Below are 17,044 nucleotides of genomic sequence, written 5' to 3' on the forward strand. Positions count from 1 at the left end.
CTGGCCGTTTTCATCCTCGGGTTGTACGCCCGACGCCATCAACTCGTCGTAGGCCAGCTCAATGTCCGGCGTCGAGTAGCAGTGGCGGTAAATCATGCCCTCGCCGTGGGCGTCCAACAGCGCCCGCAAATTGCCGGCAATCGGCTGTACCAGCATGAACCGCTCCTGGCCCATCAGCGCCACCGCGTAGCGCACATGCAGGCCGCCGCGATCCCAGACGAAGGTCTTGGAGATACGCGCCTTGAGGATCTGCGCGTAGTAGGCACAGGCCTCTTCAAGGTCGTTGACCAGCACATCGACGTGACTGAACTTCAGTTCCATGGCCTGCCTCCCAATGGATCGATCAGCGCACGACTTCCAGCGCAGTGTATTGATTCACGTAGTGGAACTGGCTCGACGTCGACTCCAGCGTCAGCGCCACCCCCAAGTCCTCGATAAACGCTCGCGACGTCTTGTAGTCGCCCTGGTCGCAGTCAAGCTTGATGGCGTCTCCGGTCAGCGAGGCAAACACCTGGCTCGCCGGGAAGCGTTCACCCACCTTACACACCAATGAGGTGTCGGTGGGTGTGTCGGTGGGCTTGGCGGGCACGTTCAGCATCTGCATGTCTGCGCGCAAGGTTTGGCCAGGCGCCCAACTGCTCGGCGCCTTCAATTCGACGGCGACGGTTTGCAGCACGCGCCCATCGCCGACGCCGTTCATCTTAGACTTTAACTGGATCAGGTCGGCCAGCATCAGGCGATCGACGTTGAAGGTGTCGCCGTAGACCTCGTTCTTCTTCAGCAGGCCGCCATCGGCGGTGAAGCTGACCGAGGTCGGGCTGTCCTGGCTGCCGTCGCCTTTCTTGGACAGGTAGGTGTAGCTCAACCTTTTGAACTTCGGTTGCAACAGCGGTGCGGCAAGGCCTTGGCGCACACTGGCAGGTACCTCGACATCGTTGATGCTGGTTTCCACCACGGTACGCGGGTAGTCGACCGGCGCGATGTCCGGCCGCAGCCACGCCAGCAGCGCCGCATCGACGCCGCCCTGTACCGAGCAGCTGACGCGTGTGTGCTCGCCATCGGGCTCGACGATCAGCACCCGCTCAACGTGGCGCGTGCCCGGTGCCTTGCCGGGTTGCGGCTTGATCGCCTGCCAGTGGTCGTCGACCTTGAGTTCGCTGCGAATATAGGCCCCGTCGATTTTTTGCAGCCGTGCAGGTTGGTCCAGCAGCGGGGCAAGGCGTTGGGCAACTTCGTCGACACCGCCTTGCACGACAAAACCCCAGTAATAGTAGCGCCCCAACTGATCGAGGTCGGTGGCCTCATCGGCATACGACAACAGCTTCAGGCCCGCAATGGGCGGCGCGCTGACGGGCACTTGGTTGGCGTTGCGGTCGGCACGGTTTCTAACGGCGATCCAGGTGAAGTCCTTGTCCTGCTTGAGCGGCGCAAAAGCCTGCCACGCGGCGTGGTGGGTGTTCAGGCGGCTGAAGAAAGTCGCGTCGCAGCGGGTGAAGGCCTTGAGTGTGTCGGCGAGCGCGGCGTCGTCGGCGTGGGCGATGGCTGGCAGCAACAGGGCAGACGCGAGGAGCAGGGCGGACGCGGGCGACTTCATAAAACGGGATATCCGTATCGGGGCGGGAGGAGGGTATTATCCAGAGATTGCAGGGTGGCCACTAGCACTGCAGGCGTGCACGCCAATTGCTGCGGTGCGAGGCGCTGTCACGCGGTTGGAAGAAATCAAGGGCAAATAGCCAGTCATGGATAACAAAGCACAACTGATCAGACTTGCGGAACAGGCCTCAGACGATCTGTTCTGCTGGAGCCGTTTTGTCGCCCACACCGAGTTCCTGTGGCACGACACCACTATGGTAACGGACGCCGCCGGGTGGCAGCGCCAGTGGTTTGAGCTGGAAATCGTCAACGGCTTGGCGTTATCGGCTTGGGAAGAGGACGGTCGGCCGCAGGATTGGTCGGCGCGCTGGCGGGAGGCCTATCAGCAAGAGGCCGTTGAGTTGGTGAATGAATTACTGGCGCTGGTGGGGGGCGCTGCTGATCAGATCCACTGATCATTTCAGCTGTGCGTTCACCGCCTTCGTGACCGGTATTCAAGATGCCGCGTGGTTCGATCATCATCAGCTTGGCTTCGCCTTCTGCGGCGGTGCGGTGTTCGACGCCACGCGGCACCACATACAGTTCGCCCGCCGCCACGTATACCGGGCCGTCCTGCAGGTCGATACGCAGCGTGCCTTCCAGCACCAGAAAGGCCTCATCGGTTTCCGGGTGCGCGTGCCAGATGAATTCACCCTCGATACGCACCACCTTGAACTGGTAGTCGTTCATTTCCGCGACCACTCTAGGGCTCCACTGCTGATCGATGAGCGAGGCTTTGTGGGTGAGATTTACCGGATGCTGAGCCATGGTGGATCCTTGGATGGGTGAGAAGCCCAAGGCTACCCAAGTAGCGAGTTGGCAGGCTTGTACGATCCTGCAAGCAGAGGCATCTTGATTCAAGCTTGCCCGGTTCCCGTCGATAACCTTCAGGAACCCGCCAATCATGGAACGATTAAATGGCACTCTCCGTCAGCTCCGCCTATCTCCCCCCAGCCAGCACCAGCCTCGCACCGTCCGACCAAAAGCTGGTGCCCCAACCGCTGACGGATGTTGCCAAGGACGCCCTGGCAAACGCAGCGCCAGCGGCCATCTACCATCCCAGTGAAGACACCAGCACCACGGCAAAACCGTTGGAGGTCGTGGACACCTGGGTCGGTCGCTCCGAATCCCCCGAGTACCCTCGATACGCCGGGCTCTTCAGGGCTGCGCACAGCACGCTTAAAGCCTCGTTCCAGGCGTTCCAGGCAACGCTTTCTACCACCGCCCCCGACCTTGCCAGCAAGAAATATGGCTTCACAGTAGAAGCTGACGGCAGTCTGAAAGTGCTTAATACCGCCGGCCAGCTCAACAGCTCCGACACCCAGCGGCTCACGGATCTGCTCAACAAATCCCTCGGCCTCAAGACCGCCGCCGTCACGTACCGTGATGCCGCCATCGACATGACAGACGCCAGCTCACCCTGGTCCGGCAGTGCCATGGGCTACTACAGCCTGACTCAGGAAAACTTCGCCAACACCATCGACCTGGCGCCGCTGTTCAAAGACAAGCACAGCATGGTACCGGCGGAGTTCAGGGACGCAGAGTTTGTGACCCAACTGGCCTACAAAGGCGAACGGGCGACCGAGGCGACGGAAGCGGCAATGTTGGCCCGGCGGGCGGCGCAGCGGTTCAGTACACAGGCGTGACCCACGCACGCAGGTTTTTTTAGTGAGCGGGGCAGCCCCAATGCCGGTCAGTTAAGAGATAAAAAGGCAAAAAGTAACCTGTGGCGAGGTAGCTTGCTCCCGTTGGACTGCGCAGCAGTCCCCTTCTTTGTGAACAAGGAGCGGGTCCGCTTCGCGGCCCAGCGCGAGCAAGCTACCTCGCCACAGGTACGGTGTTCGTCCTTTGAATCGTTAGGGAAAACTCAAGATGTGGGGCGTAATCGTTAACAGTTTGGCGGTTCTCAGCATGGCAATGTTCTGCGCCGGCTGTACTTCATATGCGTCCAAACCGCCCATCAACGAGCCTGTTGACGCCGCAAGCAATGAAAATGTCCCCAGCTTCACTTATGCAGTTGATGCGCCTTGGAAAGACAGCCGCTTCGGCAAGCGCGCCTACCAAGCGACACAAAAAATCATTCCACACGCCCAAGACATCAGCTCAACCCCAGCGGCTGCGAACTTCCCTGCACTGGCCATAAAAATCTCGGCGTTTTCCTCGGGCGGGGCGTGCGCGCAGGAATATCTCACGGGCTTGAGTCTTGGCTTGATTCCCAGCTGGTGTACCCGGCCGGAACTGTTCAAGTTTCAGTTCATACTCAACGGCAATCACGGCGTGTGCAGGCAGAAAACCTATTCAATAAGCGCCCAGACGTTTTCACATATCACCGTGATTCCATTTGCCATGCTCGATACCGAAGACCAACCCTTAACACTCTATTCGGCAGCGCTAAAAACGTTCCTTCAAGACGCGCCTTGTGCACCCTGACACACGCTTCAAATCGGCCTCTCCACCACTCGCGCATTCCACACAGCCCGATAGCGCTCCCGCCAACCCGGACTGCCTTGATCCAGCCACACCAGCGTCGCCTCAATCGTATCCGCGCTGATGACGAAGTGATTGATGTGTTCCGCGATTCGCTCCTGGGACAAATGCAGCAAGTCCAGGTAGGCATTGAACGAGTCCGCTAATACCACGTACTCATCGCCTTGCTGGCGACGCCCGGTCCAGGCGGGTAAACCTGCGACCATTGCGCCCACGTCCTGGCGACCGTCGCGCAGGTCAAGCAGCAACACACTCGCGCCGCCATCGCGGCCGATCGGCAACAACCCCGTCGCGGGGAAACCCGATTGCTGGCGCAGTTGTTCCAGTTCAAAAGGGTTGGACTCGTAGGTTTCACTGGGGTCCAGGCCATACAGCAAGAAACTCAGCAACTCCTTGTCGCCATTGCTCATGGTCGCCAGCACGTCGTAGTCCACGGTGGCGCCGTTGCAGGTCTTGAGAAACTGCCGGTAATCATCCGGCAGGCGGGCGCGAGCGTGGCTTCCAATTGCGCGAGGGCCTGGTTGGATGCGCCTTCTCGGGTGTCGTCGAAGATCAGTCCACGGTAGTCAGTCATTGAGGGCTCCCGGCGCCTTAGTAAAAATCATAATAGAGTGCCCATTCACCGGTTTGGTTGTGCTTCCAGAACATCAGGCTGCCACTGTGGACCACGTTGAGGTTGATCTTCGCGTCGGATGAGATCTGGAACACAAACTCGAAACCTTCGCCCGGATCAACGCCCGACTGGCAGAACGAGGGGTAACCGCCGATCTTGTGTTGGTAGGTATGGGTGATCAGGTCGTAATAGCTTTCTATCTTTTTCGCCCGCTCCAGCGTCAGGACGGCCTGCTCAAGGTCCGCCGGGACTCCACCGCCATCCCACAATGGGTAGTCCTCGGGCACTGTTTCTGCTTTCAGTGGGAAGGGCTTCAGAAATGCCCCCGCCACCGGCAGTGCCTTTCGCACCAGCACGTCATCAGGCCCGTATTCGCGGATCACCCAGTTATTCCCCATCGGCTCCAAACACTCTGGAAACGGGTGAGACATAAACACCGTCAGTACCCGAACCTCGGCCAACAACGGGCTGTTGAAGGGCAGGGCGGGCAGGTAAAACTGCGCGAAGGGGAGCAGCGGTTGCCCCGCATGATTGGTCGGTACGCCTTCGTCAGGCCGGAACAGGAAGACATTGCCCAGCCAGCTTTCCTCATCGGTACCGAGCGGGCGAAAGCCGCCGGCAGTGAACTTGACGGCAGGGCGGGCCAGGCGTTGCTTGATTTGTGGAATATCCATGACGATGCAAAGCTTCCTTTTGCTACAGGCTCAAGGGCCGCAGATTAGCAGTGTGTGGGTGCCATACCGTTAAGGATGGGCCTTCATCCGCCCCAGAATCGCCGTGCGCACACACCCCCAGGTGATCACGCCGATAATCAGCACCTCGGCCACACCCACAAGCACATTGAATGAAAACACCCACGGCTGCTCGGCCCAGTAAAAGCTCGCCGATCCTGAGCGAACACCGCTGACCCGCAGCCGCCCGGTGAACAGTGCGCGCACCAAGCCGACTACATGCGTCAGCTCCAGCACCGCGAAGAATGCACCCAGCAGTGAAAGCAGGGCACGTGCCGCAATGCCGAGCTTATCGGTGGACTCAGCCGCAGGCGTGGGCCCCCCGACTTTGCGCCGCCTGGCGACCTTCGCCGGTGCTGGCGCAGGCCTATAGGGTGCCGGCGTTGCCGACCCCACGCCCACCTCAGTGGGCACCGCCACGCCCAGGTAATCGGCCAATTCACGCAGCCACACATCGGTGCGTTTGCTCCCCGGCACCACCGGCACGTTGTCGGTGGTCAACCGCTGCTCGGTACCGTCGCGCATCACCAGCCACAGTTGGGTATACACCGGCTCGGCCTGTGGGCGGCGGCGAAGTTCAAGGCGGTGAGGTTTATCGATGCTGAAGACCGACTGCACACGCTCGCGGCCACCGAAGAAGTTCCGGGTGCGGCGCTTGCCTTCACCGCTGGCCCGCGACAACAGCAACGTCTCGCGGATGCCGGTGTACACCATCAGCAGCAGGCCAAGGGCGGGAATAAGCAGCAGCAGGAGTACGATCAGCAGCGAATTCAGCGGGTCCACGTCTGCCAACTGCGAGCCGCTATCGGTGAACCAGAACACCACGAAGGCCAAAGGCAGGATGAACGCCATTGCGCCGGTCAGCAGCACAAACACGCTTTGCACGCCGTTGCGCGAGTGGACGTGCAAGTCACCCTGCACGGTGTGCTCGAAGCGATGCCCAATCACTATGCAAATCTCCTGATGCGCCTTGAGGGCCAACGATTGCGGGCCTTGGGCGATATTAATGCCGTGGAGAATACCCTATGCCGAGACAGTTGCCGCCCCTCAAGACGGCAGAGTGTCCGGCGGCTGCCTGCGTGCCGCAATGACCAAGCGCGCCGCTATCGGCCCCCACGAATTTATCACCGGTTACGCAATGCGCCTCCTTTCTCGTGGTCTCTACCCTGACTCCGCAAAAGGACAGGCTTCATGTCGATACGCACTGCGCTCTGCCTGCTGACCCTGCCATTGTTCGCAGGCTGCCAGTATTTCCCCCACACCGATTACTTCACGGCCCCTGCAAACGAGCCCAATCCCGCCTGGATACGCATCGTCAACTTCACGCAGCATGCCGACCTGTACCAATACGAAAACGGTAAACGTTCGGGTGGCGTGATTCGCAGCGGGCCGCTTCCGTTCATCCATACCCAGGATCAGGGGATGCCGAAAGCGGGGCAAAACCTCACGTCGGACTATTACGAAACGCAAATTCGCCCCGGCATCGAAACGCATGTGGGTATGTCCTGGGAGGGCGCACGCACGCAATCCTGCTTCGTCACGGCGAAGTTCACGCCCCAGGCTGGGCGTTTTTACCAGTTCAGGCTGACATCAGGTTCGTCAGGCACTTGCACGTTGTACCCGTCGCTGATCGAGCACGACAAGGACGGAGGCGGGTGGCATCTCACGCCAAACCCGCAGGTGACGTACAAGGGCGAAGGGCCGACCGCCAAAACCCATTACAACAATAGCCGCTTCGAGGATCCCGATTACCATCCACCTGCGGATCTCTATCCCGGCGTTGACGTTTTATAAATAGGCTAACCACGAGGTCAATATGGGCTATCACGTCAGCCACAGATACGGCGCCATGAACGCTGATCCTGGCATACACACGTTCCCTGAGCTTCTCGCCGAACTGAAAACCCGTGCGCAAGATGAGGAGCATGGGCAGGTTTCGGTGACCAACGATGCAGAGTGGTGCATCGCTGTAAACCTGTCGGGCACCGTCACTTTTGAAAATCTGGAGACCGGTGATCCTCGCCACATGAAGCAAGTGCCGGGGTGCAAGATTCTGGAGTTGTGGGGGTTATTGGCGGAGGGGGATGTTGCGACTATTGAGCAGGAGCCGTGGGTGGCTGGTTATGGGTGAGTTTATGTGGTTATTGGGCGTTGTGGGTTGAGGTCTTTGGGTTGGCGCACACTAGGGACGCGTTTCATCCCTATCTTAAGCTTTGGTGGCTGGCAGTTATCGGCCCAGAGTGTGTAAAAACGCTATCTGGGCCGAATGCTGCCGGTCACGAGCAAAAACATCAGCCTTTTCGGTAATGGATTGGAACTGCTAATCCAGTTGGCCACGTATTGCTTGCCCTACAGAGCCGACCTGAAAGATGTGTACCATTTTTTACCAATGTTGCTTCTTTGATAATGCAAACAGCATCCGGTGATAGCTAACTTCAACACCAAGCTGTTCGCTATAACTTGAGCTGTAAGCATCCAGATGCTTATCGGCCTTGAATAGCCGAAAATGCTGCCCTCACTCACTCTGTTCGCGCTTCTCCTTTCTCCGCTCCTGTTCTGTACACCGAATTTTTTTATCGAGCCTTATAGGATTCATAGCCGAGCTGTATTCATATTGGCTCTCGACATACGCTTCGATGCCTAGTACGACAAGGTCTCGAGCTTCACACAAATATGATTCCGGACCAAACTCCCGAGTGTTCAAATACAGCGCGTGATACGAGAGTTGCATTATCAATGTTTTTCTCCAGTGCTTCTTCTCCTGTGTGCTCAGTATTTCGTCGACCGAGTGCAGCAACAGCGAAACGAAAAACTCGTATGCCTCGCGCTGATTGGAGCCGTATTTGAAGTTGCTGTATCGGGGGGCGTACAAAGGGTAGGAGGCACCTGCGTATTCTGGGTTCGTCAAGGCAAGACTCAAATAGTCTTTGTAAACCCCTTTGGCCGACGTTGTGTTGTTCGCGTCCATCTGATCGATCGACACTTTCACTGCGAAAGCTGCAAGGGTGACGGTTGACAGGGTGCTCCATAGAGCAAGTGAAAAAAGTTTTTTGATGGGAGACAGTTTTTTTTGCACCAGAAAACTGTAAATTCGGGCGCGTATGAAGAAGTTGCTTGGCACGTGTGGGGTCTCGGTTTTTGTTTGAGCTATGAGGTTTGGCGTACGCAATCTTAGTGCCGTGTGGTGGCCAAAGGTGGCGTTGGTAGGATGGTCCTATTAAGCGGATTACGAAGGGTTTCAAATTTTCGGTATCTATGCGAGATGTCTATCAGTGACACAACTCAGCCGGATCGGCTGAATTGTTGACACGGATGAATTGTACGCTAGAGGGACGTGTTTGCAGAGTCAGGCGTGCGCGGCGAGCGTTCGCTATGGATAGATTGCTACCGGTCACGACAGGCAGGAACCGGCCAGAAGCGGTCGTTTGCAAGCGGCCAGAAGGAGCAAGTCGAAGGCGTCTAGGAAATTAGGGGCGATTCACATCTGCCCTGCAAAAAACCTATAAGGTCTCCTAAACTATCACTTGATGAGCCACAATGAATCTGATACCTAAAACTTTGGTGAAGCATGGCCGCTATTTCGAATCGTCGTTTTATCCTACCTATCCTGATAGCGTGTTCCTTCGCGACTGGTTTATTTTTCGGACTAGTAGCAAAAGGTTTGTTAAATCCTTCAGGTTGGGCTGAGGCCCTTTCCGGAATCGCTACGGTAGTAGCTCTCATTCTTGCTGTCGCCACATATATAGGATGGCACAAACAAAAGATTAGAGAAGACGCATACTCAACAAAGAAGCTATATATTTCAACACTTGTTCAGATCGAATCTACCACAGTGCAAATAGCAAACCTGCTGTTCAATCTTGTCCCGGAAGCTGGTATGTTAGCGCCTAGTGATTCTCAAGCAAGGTCTAATCTAGAAAAAGTAGTTGATAAGAACAACGAGCTGAAACTCTATGCCCAATCCCTTACTTCCGTTAATAGCGAGCTTGGCTTTTGGGGGGCTTCATTGAGCCATGACTCAGCCGCCGAGCACGTCAAACTGATGGACTCAATAAATGAATACTTAACGTCTCTCCATTATCTTCATAACTGCCTGATAAACTTTTACATCCACAAATCAAACGACAATACCATTCAGCAATGGAAAACAAGATTTATTGAGGCCAACAAGACCATATTTGATTTATTCAACTCAAGAAAGAGAAAAAGCATGAGCACAGTTTTTCTAGACTAGCCTCTATTTCAAATGTTCTGCAGAGATGTAGGTCACTGCATCAACGCTCTTACGTAGGCCTGACAGGCCCTTAGCGCGATCAGCCCGTTATCCCCATCTCGGTGATTGGGACAATTCGTTGAGCATGCGCAGGGTCAAGTCAGACGCCAACGCCGCATGAGCCAGGCCGATGACTGAAACGATTGCTGTACCTTATCGGCCAGAAGCGGAAGCTAGTGCTGGGTAGATTATTACCAAATACTTATGCACTATCCGCCGCGAGTCGCCAAGCGCAGAACATAGCCCCTCCCTACATGGCGCCTTCTTCGGCCGTCGCTGATAGGGTGTCATCCAGGCTTGTGCTTTAGCCTGACAAATGTAATCTTTATCAGACACGGAATGACTCTGACCTCCACGGTTGCAGACAGAAACAGCTACCGGCACCATCTACCAGCCCATTAGCCGCGCAACAGTCAACCACCCACGCTTAACCCTATAAACAGGTCGCAGAACACCCTAACTGTCTTAATATTCAAGGAGCGAAAATATGAACCCCTCAAAAATCAAAAAAAACATTCTTAGCACAACCACCATAAAAATAGATGCTTCCGGATCCCGTGGAACAGGCTTTTTATTTGGGTTCATGATGGACGAAGAAAACCTAGCCCCAGTCCTGATCACTAACAAACATGTATTGGAAAATGCTAAAATCATTAAGCTTCGCATTTCCACATCAGTTCAGGGTGACTACGAGACCAGAGGAGGTATTGCAGAATACTTAATAACATCTGGCTTGGAACAGATGATTATCGAGCATCCCGATCCCAAAATAGATCTTGCAGCGCTCTGCGTCGGCCCCATATATAACGACTTGTTGGGCAGAAAGCTTTTCGGATATGGAAATATGTTCACCGAAACCGACATAATTACACAGGTTGAGCTCAATGAGATCTCTGTTGCGGACGACATATTAATGGTCGGTTACCCCATCGGTTTGTCCGACAACAAACATAACCTACCTATCGTAAGGCGAGGGATAATTGCAAGTGACCCCAATCTTCCGTTTGATGGTAAAGAACAGTTCCTTATTGACTGTGCCTGTTTCCCTGGATCAAGCGGAAGCCCGGTTGTAACGAAAGAACATTTCTCTCTGACGGACGTCACTGGACAGATCCTCGCGTCAAAGAAGCGGAGTGCGTTGATTGGCATTCTGTGGGGCGGTCCAGTTCACACCTCTCAAGGTGAGATTATTGTTCAGAACGTCCCAACGGCAGCTGTCCCGATACCGTTAGTTCCGCAGATGGTCAACCTTGGATATGTTATTAACGCATCGAAAATACTGGATCTAAAAGCACTATTAATTGGCAAATCCGAGATGTCAGAAATCAAGTTCGAACATTCTTTTTTACCAGCTTAACCTAATCATAAACTGCCTGTTTATTCGATGGTAAACGAACATTCGCGAATGGCTGCTTATGGCCGAAAGCTGACCCTTAGCGGCTAAAAGTTTCATCATGTAGGCCCGGTAGTGATTTCACTCCTTACCGCATAGCCGTTTAGGTTGCGTGCATGATCATTTGCCCAATCCATCAAAACCTAACTCGCCAAATCGTCGTATATGGCTCACAGCGATACGGCGAGTGATCACGCTATTGAATGAAAGGCCCGGTATCAGCCGGCGCAAGGCACTTCGCGGTCGAGTAATTTGGCGGTCATGAGCACGCCCAATTCACTCAGTTGGTGAATCGCCAGCGCAATGTCGCGGTGTTTTCCGTTGAGGTCTTCGGACAGGTCGAGCAGCAAGGTGCTGACGGAGGTGAAGGTCTCGTAGCTGTTGGTGATGAGGGTTTCGTTGCTGGCGTCGGGGGCGACGGTGAAGAGGGTGGTTGAGTCCGGTGTGACGTTGGGCATGTTTGAATTCCTGTTTAGGGCCGCCGTCCTTTAGCTACTAAACAGAAGGGTGGCAGCTGTGCGCAGGTTAGTAGACCGGGGAATCCAAACGAAAGCCGGCGCGCCCGAAGGCGCCCTGCGCACAGCCACCATTAAGTACAGACTGGACTGTCTGATGGATGACGCTTGTGCACTTTGTCTGGATAAACCATCAGGCTACTAAACCCGATCACCGAGATGTCGGCGACCGGGCAACCTTAGAGACGGCCACCCCAGTGCACAAGCCGGCGGATTCTGACGCAAGCGTAGGCAATGGAGCAAGGTGATGTCGCCTGGTTATTCGTCTGTGTGGCTGATGGTGTTGGGGATGGTCAGTTTAGTGAGCCCTCTGCGCGTTTCTTGGCACGCAGTGCCAGGCAGCGGTCGTATTCGAGGGTGAAGGCTTGGTTGGGGGTGTCGTTGGCGTGGGTCAGGCGCACGACGCGGATGGTGCTGCGCATGTCCTCGGCATCCTGGCCTTTGAGGCCTCTCATATCCACCAGGACCTGCTCTGCGCGTTCGATGGACATCCCTTGGTTGTTGGCGTCGGTGGCCACTTTGTTCATGGCGGCGTATTTGTAGCAGAAGTGCACATCTTCGTTTTGTTGGTTGTCCCGGTTCACTTGTTCGGGCGTGCGGGCGGCCAGGGCTTGTTGGCGGGTTTGTTCGGCGCGTTGGGCCTTGAGGCGTTGTTCTTCGCGTACGGCGGCCTGGTCGGCGAGGATTTTTGCGTCGCGGGCGTCTTCGGCGGCTTGGTAGGCTTTGTCCTGCTCGGCTTTGCGTGCGAAGGCCTTGCGGTCGATTTCTGCGCGGCGGGCGTCTTCGGCGTTTTGTTCGGCGTTGGCCTGTATGCGGTGCTGGCTCAGGCGGGCGGTGCTGGCGATGTAGGGCTGTTCTTTTTGCAGGGCTTCCAGGAATTCTTTGAAGGCGGCGGTTTGTTTGCGTGACGGCGAGGCTTCGCACATCTTCATCAGCACGCCCAGGTCTTGCGCCAGGAAGTGCTTGGACACATCGGCCAATTGCGCGTGTATCGCGGGGTCGTTGCGGGGGATGACGATGTCGGGGGCCATGATGCGCAGCAGGTTGGAGACGGTGGACGGGTATAAAAAGGTGCTGGCCAGCGCGCAGGTGTCGGCCGTGGCGGTGAAGTTTTTGCGCTGGATCTGCTCGATGGCCGCGGCGCGGTAGGTGTCGATATTTTTCAGGTGCAGGGTATCGGCGTTGTACAGGGCGACGGGCACGCCCATGTCTTTTTCCAGGATCTCGGCATAGATGCGTGAGAGTTGGTGCAGGGTTTCAAAGTTGTCGCCTTCGCTGCTGGTCGACACCAGTGCGGCGTAGCGGTACTTGCTGGCGTCCGTGAGGTTGGTCTTCAGGATGCCAAAGTTATTTTTATCCGAGCTGTACAGACCCGCATTGGCGGCGCCCGGCAGGCACGAGATCAGCAGCAGGCTGGCGGCGAGCAGTGTTTTGAGTGGCGGCATTGCCTGTCCCTGGTCTTGATTGAATGAGGTGTGCGGGCATGCGCGGTGACGCGGTGCCGGGCGCTGCATGATAGTGAAATGCCATGATGAAGGCATCTGGAGTTTCAAACCGGTTCACTCGCAAACACCCCGTTGCAGGGCATATCGGTCTACCATGCCACCCCCGGCAGTGGTTCCACGCGCTACCGATCTCTCTCTTGCAAGGTATCGCCCATGTCCATCGACCAAATCAGCCTCCCCAAGGGTGTTGGCCCGCACGCCACCAAGCTGCTCGACGCCATCACCGGCTTCCACCCATGAAGAACTCAACCGCGCAGGCGGTAAGGCCGAAGGCTTTGTTTTGGGGCTGGAAGCGTCCAAGGCGATCAAGAGCCAAATCGCTGAGTCGCTGTATGTGGCTTATGACGATGCCGCGAGTCATCGCGCCAGTGAGTTGAAGGGTTAACCCTCAACCCCAGACCTGATGTTGTACAGTCGACTCCCGCCAAAGGGCTGATTAAATCAGGGATTCCCATGACATTGACCGTCGACACCTTGCTCCATCTGGCCATGGCCAACCCCATCAATGCTGAAATTACCAAGCGCCTGCCCGACCTCGGTGTGGAGCAATGCATGCTCACGGCGGGGTGTCTGTTCCAGGCGGTATGGAATCATCGGTCCAACCTTCCTGCCGCGCAGGGCGTAAAGGACTACGATGTTTTCTACTTCGACACCGACTTGTCCTACGAAGCCGAGGATGTGGTGATTCGTAGGGCCGAGCGGTTGTTCCAGGACCTGGGCGTGAAGGTGGAGGTCAGGAATCAGGCGCGGGTTCACCTCTGGTATGGGCAGCGGTTTGGCCGACCTTACCCGCAGCTGCACTCGGCTAAACAGGGGGTTGATCGTTATCTGGTGGCCGGCACGTGCATCGGGTTGGAGATCGCCACTGGCGAGGTGTATGCGCCCTATGGGTTGGCGGATGTGGAGCAGGGGCTGTTGCGGGTCAATCCGCTGCACCCGGAGCTTGAGTTGTTTGCGCACAAGGCCAGAAGCTATCAGGCAAGGTGGCCGTGGCTGAGGATTGTTGAGCCTGGCTCAGCCGACGCCCACGCTTAATAACCATCCCAGTCCGCCGCTGGCGATCACCACCAACCACGGCGGAAGCCTCCAAACCATCAGCGCGACCAGTGCAAGCACCGCCAGGCCGATGTCATAGGTGCTGTATATCGCGCTGGTCAGCACCGGCTGGTACAGCGCGGCCAGCAACAAGCCCACCACGCCCGCATTCACGCCCGCCAGCGCGGCTTGCGTGCGTGGGCTGCGGCGCAGGGCTTCCCAAAAGGGCAAGGCGCCGAAGACCAGTAGAAACGAGGGCGCGAAGATTGCCAGGAGGCAGATCAGGCCGCCCAGCCAGCCGTTGGGGGGCGAGTACATCGCGGCGCCGAGGAACGCGGCGAAGGTGAACAAGGGGCCGGGCACGGCTTGAGCGGCGCCGTAGCCGGCGAGGAACAGGTCTGTGCCGATCCAGTGCGGCGCCACCACTTCTGCTTGCAACAACGGCAGTACCACGTGGCCGCCACCGAACACCAATGCGCCGCTGCGGTAAAAGGCGTCCACCAGCGCCAGGCTGCGATTGGGCAGCAGTTGGGCCAACAGCGGCAACCCCACCAGCAACAACACAAACAGCAGTAGCCACAGGGCGCCGGTGCGGCGGCGGATCGGCATGGGCAGCGCTTCGTGTTCGGTGTTCGGCGTGGGCGTTAAGAACAGCAGGCCGGCAAGGCCGACGACGGCAATCGCGCCGACCTGGCCCCACGCGGATGTCGTCAACAGCGCCACGCACGTAGCAATCAGCATCAGGCTTACGCGCGCCACGCCCCGGCACAGGGTGCGCGCCATGCCCCACACGGCTTGGGCGACCACGGCCACGGCGACGACTTTAAGGCCGTGCAGCACGCCGGTTGGCAGGGCTTCGCTGTGTTGGGCAATGCCCAAGGCAAATACGATCAGCAGCAAGGCAGACGGCAGCGTGAACCCTGCCCACGCCGCCAGTGCTCCGCCGTAACCTGCCCGTTGCAGGCCCAGCGCGATGCCGACCTGGCTGCTGGCCGGGCCAGGTAAAAATTGGCAGAGTGCGACCAGGTCTGCGTAGCTGCGTTCGCTCAACCAGCCGCGCCGGGTGACGAACTCGTCACGAAAATAGCCCAGATGGGCGATGGGGCCGCCGAAGGAGGTGAGGCCCAGGCGCAGGAAGATAAGGAACACCGACCAGGGGCTGTCAGGGCGATGGGCGAGGGGGATGGCCACGGTCGAGATTCCATATTTGATCATCTGGTAGAGCGCAGACCATACCCAGTTTTCATGACGCGCAGCGCCATTTTTGGGGGAATCATTGAATTTATGCGCAGCAGTTTGAGTCACTCAAGCATAGCGTTGCTTTCTTCCCACCGACCTCAAGGACCGACCATGACTTTCTTCATCTTCCTGCTCGCCTGTGCCGCCGCTGCCAGCACCGGCGTGATCTTCAAGCCCGGTGCCTGGTACGAATCCCTGGTAAAACCCAGCTTCACCCCGCCCAATTGGCTGTTCCCGGTCGCATGGACGATCATCTACCTGCTGCTGGCCTGGGCCGGTTACCGCCTCAGCCTGATCCCCGGCAGCCAGATGGTGCTGGCGCTGTGGGCCGCGCAGATCGCCTTGAACACGCTGTGGACGCCGGTGTTTTTCGGCGCCCATCGCCTGCTCGCCGGGATGGTGATCATCGTGTTGTTGTGGATCACCGTGGCGGCCATGGTGGTGCTGGCGGTGCGCCTGGATTTGATCACCGGCTTGATCCTGTTCCCGTACCTGGCGTGGCTGTGTGTCGCGGCGGCGTTGAATTTCTCGATCCTGCGCAATAACCGCTGATGGCTTACCAACCTTGGCCAGCCAGTGAGCCGGAACTGGCCCAGATGCGCCGCTTCAATCAAAAGCTTGCCTGGTTGCCGCGCTTTAAGATCCGCAACCGCGTGACGCCGCGTTTGATCCAGGCGCTGTTGCGCGTCAGCCAGAAGATCAAGCGCACAACGCCGGCTGAAAGCCGGATTGTGGACGGCGTGCCCGTGCGTATCCTGCGGCCCGTCGGCAAGCCCAAGGGCGTGGTGCTGGATATCCATGGCGGCGGCTGGGTGATCGGCAATGCGCAGATGGATGACGACCTCAACCTCGGCATGGTCAACGCCTGCGACGTGGCGGTGGTGTCGGTGGATTATCGGCTGGCGGTGGACACGCCGGTTGAGGGGTTGATGGAGGATTGCCTGACGGCGGCGCGCTGGTTGCTCTGCGACGATGAGTTCAAGCATCTGCCCGTTATCGTCGTGGGCGAGTCGGCCGGCGGGCATTTGGCGGCAGCGACGTTGCTGGCGCTCAAGCAATGGCCCGAGTTGCTCCAGCGTGTGAGCGGCGCGGTGCTGTATTACGGCGTCTACGATTTGACCGGTACACCGAGTGTACGCAGCGCCGGGCCGGACACCTTGTTGCTCGATGGGCCGGGCATGGTTGAGGCGCTGCGCATGCTGACGCCGGGGATCACCGATGACGAGCGCAGGCAACCGCCGTTGTCACCCCTGTATGGAGACTTTGAAGGCTTGCCACCGGCGTTGATGTTTGTGGGTGAGTTGGACCCGCTCAAGGACGACACACTGTTGATTGTGCAGCGATGGCCCCAGGCCGAGGCCCACCTGCTGCCGGAATCGGCCCATGGGTTTATCCATTTTCCGGTGGCGATGGGGGAGGCGGTACTGACGTATAGCCGAAAGTGGATGACTGAGCGCATTGATGGCAAGCGGACAGCCTTGTTGATGCCGCTTTAACGGTTGCCCTCAACCTCTGCGTCGGACCGGCCTGTTGTGGTGAGCGGGCTTATTTGGGGTGAGCCGGTTTTTGTGTGGTGAGCGGGCTTGCCCGCGCTGGCTGCGAAGCAGCCCCAATAAGGCCA

20 protein-coding genes and 3 pseudogenes are annotated in these 17,044 nt (G+C 57.6%); 11 read left to right on the forward strand and 12 right to left on the reverse strand.

The window, feature by feature from the left end; all coding sequences use genetic code 11:
• Both IQK56_RS18095 and IQK56_RS18100 read right to left on the reverse strand, forming a co-directional pair.
• A partial coding sequence (locus IQK56_RS18095; protein WP_193901773.1) for a VOC family protein occupies nucleotides 1-321 on the reverse strand: 321 nt, incomplete at its 3' end.
• Nucleotides 322-343: 22 nt separating this feature from the next.
• Nucleotides 344-1,594 carry a hypothetical protein gene (locus tag IQK56_RS18100; RefSeq protein ID WP_122305950.1) on the reverse strand — a complete coding sequence of 417 codons (1,251 nt, stop codon included), beginning with the start codon at nucleotides 1,592-1,594 and terminating at the stop codon, nucleotides 344-346.
• A gap of 145 nt (nucleotides 1,595-1,739) precedes the next feature.
• Between IQK56_RS18100 and IQK56_RS18105 the strand changes: the two genes are divergently transcribed.
• Complete coding sequence (locus tag IQK56_RS18105; protein WP_193863880.1) at nucleotides 1,740-2,048, forward strand: hypothetical protein; 309 nt, start codon at nucleotides 1,740-1,742, stop codon at nucleotides 2,046-2,048.
• On the opposite strand, the pseudogene IQK56_RS18110 reads toward IQK56_RS18105, so the two are convergent.
• Nucleotides 2,036-2,400 (reverse strand): annotated as a pseudogene (locus IQK56_RS18110) (cupin domain-containing protein). The gene IQK56_RS18105 and the pseudogene IQK56_RS18110 sit on opposite strands and share 13 nt — an antisense overlap.
• Before the next feature lie 149 nt (nucleotides 2,401-2,549).
• Here IQK56_RS18110 and IQK56_RS18115 point away from each other — a divergent pair.
• Nucleotides 2,550-3,278, forward strand: a complete 729-nt coding sequence (locus tag IQK56_RS18115) for a hypothetical protein (protein ID WP_150760315.1) — start codon at nucleotides 2,550-2,552, stop codon at nucleotides 3,276-3,278.
• A gap of 226 nt (nucleotides 3,279-3,504) precedes the next feature.
• On the forward strand, nucleotides 3,505-4,062 hold the full coding sequence (locus IQK56_RS18120; protein ID WP_150760314.1) for a hypothetical protein: 558 nt from the start codon (nucleotides 3,505-3,507) through the stop codon (nucleotides 4,060-4,062).
• A gap of 8 nt (nucleotides 4,063-4,070) precedes the next feature.
• On the opposite strand, the gene IQK56_RS18125 is transcribed toward IQK56_RS18120, so the two are convergent.
• The 4 genes from IQK56_RS18125 to IQK56_RS18135 form a co-directional block, all read right to left on the reverse strand.
• The gene (locus tag IQK56_RS18125) at nucleotides 4,071-4,553 is read right to left on the reverse strand and encodes an SMI1/KNR4 family protein (RefSeq protein ID WP_341869526.1); all 483 of its coding nucleotides are present in this window, start codon (nucleotides 4,551-4,553) and stop codon (nucleotides 4,071-4,073) included.
• The gene (locus tag IQK56_RS30895) at nucleotides 4,526-4,693 is read right to left on the reverse strand and encodes a hypothetical protein (protein ID WP_206691883.1); all 168 of its coding nucleotides are present in this window, start codon (nucleotides 4,691-4,693) and stop codon (nucleotides 4,526-4,528) included. Before IQK56_RS30895 ends, IQK56_RS18125 begins: the two co-directional genes overlap by 28 nt.
• A gap of 17 nt (nucleotides 4,694-4,710) precedes the next feature.
• A complete protein-coding gene (locus IQK56_RS18130) occupies nucleotides 4,711-5,406 on the reverse strand; it encodes a DUF1963 domain-containing protein (protein ID WP_122305954.1) in 696 nt (231 codons plus the stop codon).
• A gap of 69 nt (nucleotides 5,407-5,475) precedes the next feature.
• Nucleotides 5,476-6,414: a hypothetical protein gene (locus tag IQK56_RS18135; protein WP_193863882.1), complete on the reverse strand. Its 939-nt coding sequence runs from the start codon at nucleotides 6,412-6,414 to the stop codon at nucleotides 5,476-5,478.
• A gap of 240 nt (nucleotides 6,415-6,654) precedes the next feature.
• Between IQK56_RS18135 and IQK56_RS18140 the strand changes: the two genes are divergently transcribed.
• Entirely contained in the window at nucleotides 6,655-7,257 is a 603-nt protein-coding gene (locus IQK56_RS18140) for a hypothetical protein (RefSeq protein ID WP_193863878.1), read from the forward strand.
• Nucleotides 7,258-7,279: 22 nt separating this feature from the next.
• Nucleotides 7,280-7,594, forward strand: coding sequence for a hypothetical protein (locus IQK56_RS18145; RefSeq protein WP_150676163.1), 315 nt, complete (start codon nucleotides 7,280-7,282; stop codon nucleotides 7,592-7,594).
• A 384-nt stretch (nucleotides 7,595-7,978) separates the two neighbouring features.
• On the opposite strand, the gene IQK56_RS18150 is transcribed toward IQK56_RS18145, so the two are convergent.
• Nucleotides 7,979-8,584, reverse strand: coding sequence for a hypothetical protein (locus IQK56_RS18150; protein ID WP_147479023.1), 606 nt, complete (start codon nucleotides 8,582-8,584; stop codon nucleotides 7,979-7,981).
• Between the two features lie 447 nt (nucleotides 8,585-9,031).
• On the opposite strand from IQK56_RS18150, the gene IQK56_RS18155 reads away from it, so the two are divergent.
• Nucleotides 9,032-9,697: a hypothetical protein gene (locus IQK56_RS18155; protein ID WP_193863877.1), complete on the forward strand. Its 666-nt coding sequence runs from the start codon at nucleotides 9,032-9,034 to the stop codon at nucleotides 9,695-9,697.
• Nucleotides 9,698-9,729: 32 nt separating this feature from the next.
• Here IQK56_RS18155 and IQK56_RS31210 read toward each other — a convergent pair.
• Nucleotides 9,730-9,836, reverse strand: a pseudogene (locus tag IQK56_RS31210) (lysis protein); the annotation flags it as partial.
• A 387-nt stretch (nucleotides 9,837-10,223) separates the two neighbouring features.
• Between IQK56_RS31210 and IQK56_RS18160 the strand changes: the two are divergent.
• Nucleotides 10,224-11,093, forward strand: a complete 870-nt coding sequence (locus IQK56_RS18160; protein ID WP_193863876.1) for a S1 family peptidase — start codon at nucleotides 10,224-10,226, stop codon at nucleotides 11,091-11,093.
• A 254-nt stretch (nucleotides 11,094-11,347) separates the two neighbouring features.
• Here the strand turns inward: IQK56_RS18160 and IQK56_RS18165 are convergent, their stop codons facing one another.
• Nucleotides 11,348-11,587: a DUF6124 family protein gene (locus IQK56_RS18165; RefSeq protein WP_193863875.1), complete on the reverse strand. Its 240-nt coding sequence runs from the start codon at nucleotides 11,585-11,587 to the stop codon at nucleotides 11,348-11,350.
• A gap of 350 nt (nucleotides 11,588-11,937) precedes the next feature.
• Complete coding sequence (locus IQK56_RS18170; protein WP_193863874.1) at nucleotides 11,938-13,089, reverse strand: hypothetical protein; 1,152 nt, start codon at nucleotides 13,087-13,089, stop codon at nucleotides 11,938-11,940.
• Between the two features lie 213 nt (nucleotides 13,090-13,302).
• On the opposite strand from IQK56_RS18170, the pseudogene IQK56_RS18175 reads away from it, so the two are divergent.
• Together IQK56_RS18175 and IQK56_RS18180 are read left to right on the forward strand one after the other, a co-directional pair.
• Nucleotides 13,303-13,534 (forward strand): annotated as a pseudogene (locus tag IQK56_RS18175) (hypothetical protein).
• 68 nt (nucleotides 13,535-13,602) lie between these two features.
• Complete coding sequence (locus IQK56_RS18180) at nucleotides 13,603-14,184, forward strand: nucleotidyltransferase family protein (protein WP_122305962.1); 582 nt, start codon at nucleotides 13,603-13,605, stop codon at nucleotides 14,182-14,184.
• Here IQK56_RS18180 and chrA read toward each other — a convergent pair.
• Entirely contained in the window at nucleotides 14,164-15,369 is a 1,206-nt protein-coding gene (chrA, locus tag IQK56_RS18185) for a chromate efflux transporter (RefSeq protein ID WP_341869527.1), read from the reverse strand. The genes IQK56_RS18180 and chrA overlap by 21 nt on opposite strands.
• A gap of 165 nt (nucleotides 15,370-15,534) precedes the next feature.
• On the opposite strand from chrA, the gene tspO reads away from it, so the two are divergent.
• Nucleotides 15,535-15,975 (forward strand): tryptophan-rich sensory protein TspO, encoded by a 441-nt coding sequence (gene tspO, locus IQK56_RS18190; protein ID WP_065925072.1) that lies wholly within the window; start codon nucleotides 15,535-15,537, stop codon nucleotides 15,973-15,975.
• Nucleotides 15,975-16,919 (forward strand): alpha/beta hydrolase fold domain-containing protein, encoded by a 945-nt coding sequence (locus IQK56_RS18195; protein ID WP_193863872.1) that lies wholly within the window; start codon nucleotides 15,975-15,977, stop codon nucleotides 16,917-16,919. Before tspO ends, IQK56_RS18195 begins: the two co-directional genes overlap by 1 nt.
• The last annotated feature ends 125 nt before the right edge of the window (nucleotides 16,920-17,044 follow it).

This window comes from Pseudomonas cyclaminis (assembly GCF_015163715.1).
Lineage (GTDB): Bacteria > Pseudomonadota > Gammaproteobacteria > Pseudomonadales > Pseudomonadaceae > Aquipseudomonas > Aquipseudomonas cyclaminis.